The 5,296-nt window shown below is 64.2% G+C and carries 7 protein-coding genes and 1 pseudogene; 2 read left to right on the top strand and 6 right to left on the bottom strand.

The window, feature by feature from the left end:
• Nucleotides 1–249 (bottom strand): annotated as a pseudogene (locus ENZ74_RS20580) (transglycosylase); the annotation flags it as partial.
• 21 nt (nt 250–270) lie between these two features.
• Entirely contained in the window at nt 271–978 is a 708-nt protein-coding gene (locus ENZ74_RS20575) for a Tim44/TimA family putative adaptor protein (protein ID WP_027161247.1), read from the bottom strand.
• Between the two features lie 217 nt (nt 979–1,195).
• On the opposite strand from ENZ74_RS20575, the gene ENZ74_RS20570 reads away from it, so the two are divergent.
• Both ENZ74_RS20570 and secB read left to right on the top strand, forming a co-directional pair.
• The gene (locus ENZ74_RS20570) at nt 1,196–1,696 is read left to right on the top strand and encodes an FxsA family protein (protein WP_082826715.1); all 501 of its coding nucleotides are present in this window, start codon (nt 1,196–1,198) and stop codon (nt 1,694–1,696) included.
• Between the two features lie 130 nt (nt 1,697–1,826).
• Complete coding sequence (secB, locus tag ENZ74_RS20565; RefSeq protein ID WP_013528724.1) at nt 1,827–2,327, top strand: protein-export chaperone SecB; 501 nt, start codon at nt 1,827–1,829, stop codon at nt 2,325–2,327.
• Nucleotides 2,328–2,446: 119 nt separating this feature from the next.
• On the opposite strand, the gene dnaQ is transcribed toward secB, so the two are convergent.
• From dnaQ to ENZ74_RS20545, 4 genes are all read right to left on the bottom strand, one after another.
• On the bottom strand, nt 2,447–3,148 hold the full coding sequence (gene dnaQ, locus ENZ74_RS20560) for a DNA polymerase III subunit epsilon (protein ID WP_063169604.1): 702 nt from the start codon (nt 3,146–3,148) through the stop codon (nt 2,447–2,449).
• A 210-nt stretch (nt 3,149–3,358) separates the two neighbouring features.
• The gene (gene coaE, locus ENZ74_RS20555; RefSeq protein ID WP_063169603.1) at nt 3,359–3,958 is read right to left on the bottom strand and encodes a dephospho-CoA kinase; all 600 of its coding nucleotides are present in this window, start codon (nt 3,956–3,958) and stop codon (nt 3,359–3,361) included.
• The gene (locus ENZ74_RS20550) at nt 3,955–4,797 is read right to left on the bottom strand and encodes a shikimate dehydrogenase (protein ID WP_063169602.1); all 843 of its coding nucleotides are present in this window, start codon (nt 4,795–4,797) and stop codon (nt 3,955–3,957) included. The genes coaE and ENZ74_RS20550 overlap by 4 nt, the downstream gene beginning before the upstream one ends.
• A partial coding sequence (locus ENZ74_RS20545) for a Maf-like protein (RefSeq protein ID WP_127312958.1) occupies nt 4,790–5,296 on the bottom strand: 507 nt, incomplete at its 5' end. The genes ENZ74_RS20550 and ENZ74_RS20545, both read right to left, overlap by 8 nt.

The following is a 5,296-nucleotide window of genomic DNA, read 5'->3' as shown; positions in this document are numbered from 1 at the left end:
CTCGAAGAAGGCGCGAGCTTCGCCGCGGGTCAAAACCGGCGACCGATTCGCCGGCGAAACGGTCCGGGCCTCGGCGTAGACATCCGCAAAGGCGTCGAAGTCGACGCCGAGCGCGCCGCTGCGATAGGGTTTGGTCAGGACATGGAAGGCCGAGCGCCGAAAGGCGGCGAAGGCGGCCGAATGGTCGTCATCGCCCCAGCCGGGCAGATCGCCGAAGGCTTTCTCGACAAAAAGAGGCGATAGCGACACCGGAGCCTCGCCGCGTATTCCCTAGTCTTCTTCCTCGGTGGCGACGAGCTTCCAGTTCGGATCGCGCGAGCGCGTGTCACGGGCGAAGGTCCAGACATCCTTGACCTCGGCCACGGTTTCCGGGTCGCCGTCGATGACGGCACCGGCCTTGTCGCGGGTCGCCGAAATCAGCTCGCTGATGATGCGCAGCGTGACATGCGCCTCGCCGCCCTTCATCTCGGCCGAGACGATATCGGCCTTGTCGATGCCGACGAAGGAGGACTGGATCTTTTCCGCCTTGGCCTCGCGCTCGCCGATGGCGGCGACAAAACCGTCATAGACCTCGCGCGACAACAGGTTCTTCAGCGTTTTGCGATCGCCGTCGGCATAGGCCATGACGATCATCTCGTAAGCCATCTTGGCGCCGTCGACGAAACCCTTCGGCTCGAAGGACGGATCATTGTCCTTGATCGTGCGCAGGCCCTTGTTGAGGTCGGTATCGGGCTTGGCGAAAGCGTCGATCGCGGCATAGGCGTCGGGAGCCGGCTCGCCTGGCGGACGCTTGCGCGGCAGCGAGACGACGTTTTCGGATTTCTGGGCGGCATCCTTGTCGCTGGTGCGAGCCGCCGAATAGGGATCGAAGGGCGGCCGTTCGCTGCCGGTGCGGCGGCCCAGCACATTGCGCAGCTGGAAAAAGATGACCACCGCCGCAATCAGGAAGAAAATCGTGCCGAAGTCGAAGAATCCCATATCTTCCGCCAATCAATCCCTGCCCTGTGGCCGGACCGTCAGGCCCAACGGCCGCGGTCGCATAGCGTTCAACATTCAAAGCATATAGAGCGCAAGGCGCAATCATTCAAATCAAAGGCAGGCATACCTATCTAACAGCCTCAGTGCCAGCGGCGATTGCCAGCTGGCGGCCAAAACAATCAAAACGGTCATGACGATCGAAAAAGGTTGGCAAGACTTGCGCATTTCGCTGCTTCCCTTCTTTCTCCTTGCACTGCCGCTGCTGGAAATTGCCGGTTTCGTCATCGTCGGCCGCGAGGTCGGCGCGCTGGCGACGGTAGGCCTCGTGCTGGCCTCGAGCATCGCCGGCGTGCTTTTGCTCCGATACCAGGGTTTTGGTGTCATGGCCCGCATCCGCAACGAGATGGCCGCCGGCCAGAACCCCAGCCGCCACCTTGCGCACGGCGCCATGATCGTGGTTGCGGCGATCCTCCTGATCATCCCCGGCTTCATCACCGACATTATCGGCCTGCTGCTGTTTCTGCCGCCGTTGCGCGACTTTGCCTGGAGCCGGTTCAAGGGCCGCATTGTCGTCGCCACCGATTTCTCGACCGGCGGTTTTCGTGGCCGCCAGCGCGACAGGGTCATCGACCTCGAAGACGGCGACTATTCGCGCGAGGACGATCTGAAGCGCGGCCCGGATCACAACTCGCCGTGGCGTCGCCTGAAGGACGATTAGCGCGCCGTCCCATCTCCATGCCGCAGCCGGGAAGCAAGGCGGCAAACCTTGTCTTGTCATCCCCGCCATGGTAGCGAACGCCCGATTTCAATTCGGTCAGCGACGCTGCCCAGGCAAGAGGACAAGGCTTATGGCCAGCAAAGATGACGCGCCGGTCGGCGCAGCCAACGGAAACGGCAATGCGGCGCAGCCGTCGCTCAACGTTCTGGCGCAATATGTGAAGGACCTGTCCTTCGAAAGCCCCGGCGCGCCGAATTCGCTGCGCGGCCGCGACAAGGCGCCGGGCATCGCCATCAATGTCAACGTCAACGCCAACCCGCTCTCCGACAAGCAGTTCGACGTCAATCTGACGCTCAACGCCAAGGCGTCCTTCGACCAGGAAGTGCTGTTCAATGTCGAGCTGGTCTATGGCGGCGTGTTCGCCATCGCAGGCTTTCCGCAGGAACACATGCTGCCGATCCTGTTCATCGAATGCCCGCGTCTTTTGTTCCCGTTCGCCCGCCAGATCATCGCCGAGGCAACCCGCAATGGCGGCTTCCCGCCGCTGATGCTCGACCCGATCGACTTCGCGCAGATGTTCCAGCAGAAGCTGGCGGAGGACCAGGCGTCGTCGAAGGTCCAGGTGAGCTGAGGGCTGCCTGCCACGGATTGTGAAAAGCCCGGCCTTGCGCCGGGTTTTTTGTTTTGGGCGGGACGATTGAGGCGCCGGCAGGGCAGAGGGGGGCGCCAAGGATCGCCAACGGGACGATTTTAGTTCCCGTGAACCTTCAGCCACAGCGCCTTTTCACCCAATGTCCCGACCATGCCGGCGTGCGCGGCACGTTCGGCTTCTGTCACGCGCGGCGGCAGTGGCGCCGGGCGCGGGGCGACGACGATTTCGATCTGGCGGACATTCTCGCCCTGGGCCGGCGCGGTGGCGCTGTCGAGGATGAGGGCCGCCTGCTTGCCGCCGATCAGCTCGATATAGACCTCGGCCAGCAATTCGGAATCGAGCAGGGCGCCGTGCTTGGTGCGCTTGGTGTTGTCGATGCCGTAGCGCCGGCAGAGCGCATCGAGCGAATTAGGACCCATCGGGTGCTTGCGGCGCGCCAGCGCCAGCGTGTCGACGACGACGCCGTTGTCGATGACAGGGTGACCCAGCCGGCCGAATTCGACGTTGAGGAAGCCGACATCGAAAGTGGCGTTGTGGGCGACCAGCTTGGCGCCGTCGGTAAAGTCCAGCCACTCCTGCACAATCTCGGCAAAGGTCGGCTTGCCCGCGAGGTCCGCCGCGCTGATGCCGTGCACCGCCTGTGCCTCGACATGGATCGCTCGGCCTTGCGGGTTGATGTAGTGGTGGAAGGTCCTGCCGGTCGGGAAACGGTTGACCAGTTCGACGCCGCCCAGCTCGATCACGCGGTCGTCGCGCGAATCGAGGCCGGTGGTTTCCGTGTCGAAGATGATCTCACGCATCGAATCAGTCGCTCCAAAGGAGCAGAATCGTGAGAGCGGAACAAAATGGCAATGAGAAACTATGATGGCCAGGGCAATCGCACAGGTTTGCGCCGCCCCTCATCGCCCTGCACCTTTCCTCTCCCCCGTCGATCGGGGGAGAGGTGTCGAGCGAAGCCGGCAGGCAGATAAGCGGCTCTCACATCGACAGCTGGCGGTCGAGCGGTGGGCTCAACCACCTGGCTTGCCAACCCCTATCAGCTGGCTGATGATTGCAGCGACCTCCGCCCGCGCGGCGTCCATCCCCTGGCCGGTGTCGACGATGAAATCGGCCTGACGGCGTTTTTCCGCGTCCGGCACCTGCTTGGCCAGGATCGACGCCAGCTTTTCCTCCGTCATGCCCGGCCGCGCCAGCACGCGTTCGCGCTGGGTCTCGGCCGGGGCGGTGACGACGACGACCTTGTCGACGCGGTTGCGGCCGCCGGTTTCGAAGAGCAGGGGGATGTCGAGGACGGCGATCGGCGCGCCTGATCCACGATGCCTGGCCAGAAAGGCATCGGCATCGGCGCGCACCAGCGGGTGGATGATGGTTTCCAGCCGCTTCAGCGCCGCGGCATCGCCGAGCACGCGCGCGCCAAGTTTGGCACGATCGACCATGCCGGCGGATGTGGTGCCGGGAAAGGCGGCCTCGACCAGGGGTGCTGCCTTGCCGGCATAGAGGCGATGCACCGTCTCGTCGGAATCGTGGACCGGCACGCCGGCGTCAGTGAACATCCTGGCTGTGGTCGACTTGCCCATGCCGATCGAGCCGGTGAGGCCGAGCACGATCATGGCTTCGGCACCAGATCGGCGACGATCAGGGCCCGAAGTTCGGCCGTCACCCGCGGCCTGATGCCGAACCAGCGCTCGAAGCCAGGCACGGCCTGATGCAGAAGCATGCCGAGACCGTCGACCGTCTTCAGATTTCGCGCTCGGGCGGCCGCAAGCAGCGGCGTCTCCAGTGGCACATAGACGATGTCGGTGACGATGGCATGGTCGGGCAGCCGGGCGGGATCCGCCGACAGGCCTTCATTGCCATGCATGCCGAGCGCGGTGGTGTTGACCAGCAGGCCGGCATCGCCGAGCAGTTCGTTGGTCGCCGCCATGCCATGCGCCGAGACACCGGTGCCGAAACGATCGCGCAATTCCTGCGCTCGGGCCAGAGTGCGGTTGACGATGCGAATGTCGGCAACGCTGCGCTCCTTCAGCGCATGGATGACGGCGCGCGACGCGCCGCCGGCGCCGAGCACCACCGCCGGACCCTTGCTTGCCCAGCCCGGTGCATGATCGTCGAGGTTGGCGGCAAAGCCGTGACCGTCAGTGTTGCCGCCCCACAGGATGCCGTCCTCGAACCACAGCGTGTTGACGGCGCCGATTTCTTGCGCCGCCTGGTCGCGGCGTTCGGCCAATGCGAAGGCCGCTTCCTTGTGCGGGATGGTGATGTTGCCACCGCGGTAATTGTTTGCCTGCAATGTTTCCACGAACACGGCAAAGTCTTGCGGCGCGACATCGATGGCCTGGTAGCTTCCGTCGATGCCATGTTTGGCCAGCCAGTGACCATGGATCTTCGGCGAGCGCGAATGCTTGACCGGATGGCCCGACACGAAGGCTTTTTTCGACGCCTCAGCCATCGATCGCCCCCAGGTCTCGCAGTTCGGCCAGCAGCGGCAACAGCGGCAGGCCGACAATGGTGAAATGATCGCCCTCGATTTTCTCGAACAATTGAATGCCTTCGCCTTCGATCTGATAGGCGCCGACGCTTCCCAGCGCCTTGGCACCGACACGGGCGAGATGGCGCCCGATAAAGGCGGGATCGAGCTTGCGCATGGTCATCGAGGCGATGCCGACATGCCGCCACAGAACCTTGCCGTCGCGAACCAGCACGGCGGCGCTGTTCAACTGATGGGTCTTGCCCGACAGCGCCAGCAAATGACGGCGGGCACCCTCCATGTCAGCCGACTTGTGGAACACCTCGTCGCCGAGCGACAGCGTCTGGTCGCAGCCCAGCACCAGGGCGCCCGGCCTGCGCTCGCTGACTTCGGTCGCCTTAGCCTCGGCCAGCACCAGGGCGACGTCCTCGGGCGAGACGCCGCTATCCTGCAAAGGCGACTCGAGCGCGCGCTCGTCGAC

It is taken from the genome of Mesorhizobium sp. M7A.F.Ca.CA.002.15.2.1 (assembly GCF_003998715.1).
Lineage (GTDB): Bacteria > Pseudomonadota > Alphaproteobacteria > Rhizobiales > Rhizobiaceae > Mesorhizobium > Mesorhizobium ciceri.
Note: the sequence above shows the minus strand (reverse complement) of the source record. Positions and strands in the feature narration are given on the sequence as shown.

Excerpts from the sequence above, each read along its gene's own strand:
- secB (WP_013528724.1), top strand. The coding sequence starts at position 1,827 with ATGGCCAGCAAAGATGACGCGCCGGTCGGCGCAGCCAACGGAAACGGC.
- coaE (WP_063169603.1), bottom strand. The coding sequence starts at position 3,958 with ATGATCGTGCTCGGCCTCACCGGCTCGATCGGCATGGGCAAGTCGACC.
- ENZ74_RS20550 (WP_063169602.1), bottom strand. The coding sequence starts at position 4,797 with ATGGCTGAGGCGTCGAAAAAAGCCTTCGTGTCGGGCCATCCGGTCAAG.
- ENZ74_RS20575 (WP_027161247.1), bottom strand. The coding sequence starts at position 978 with ATGGGATTCTTCGACTTCGGCACGATTTTCTTCCTGATTGCGGCGGTG.
- dnaQ (WP_063169604.1), bottom strand. The coding sequence starts at position 3,148 with ATGCGTGAGATCATCTTCGACACGGAAACCACCGGCCTCGATTCGCGC.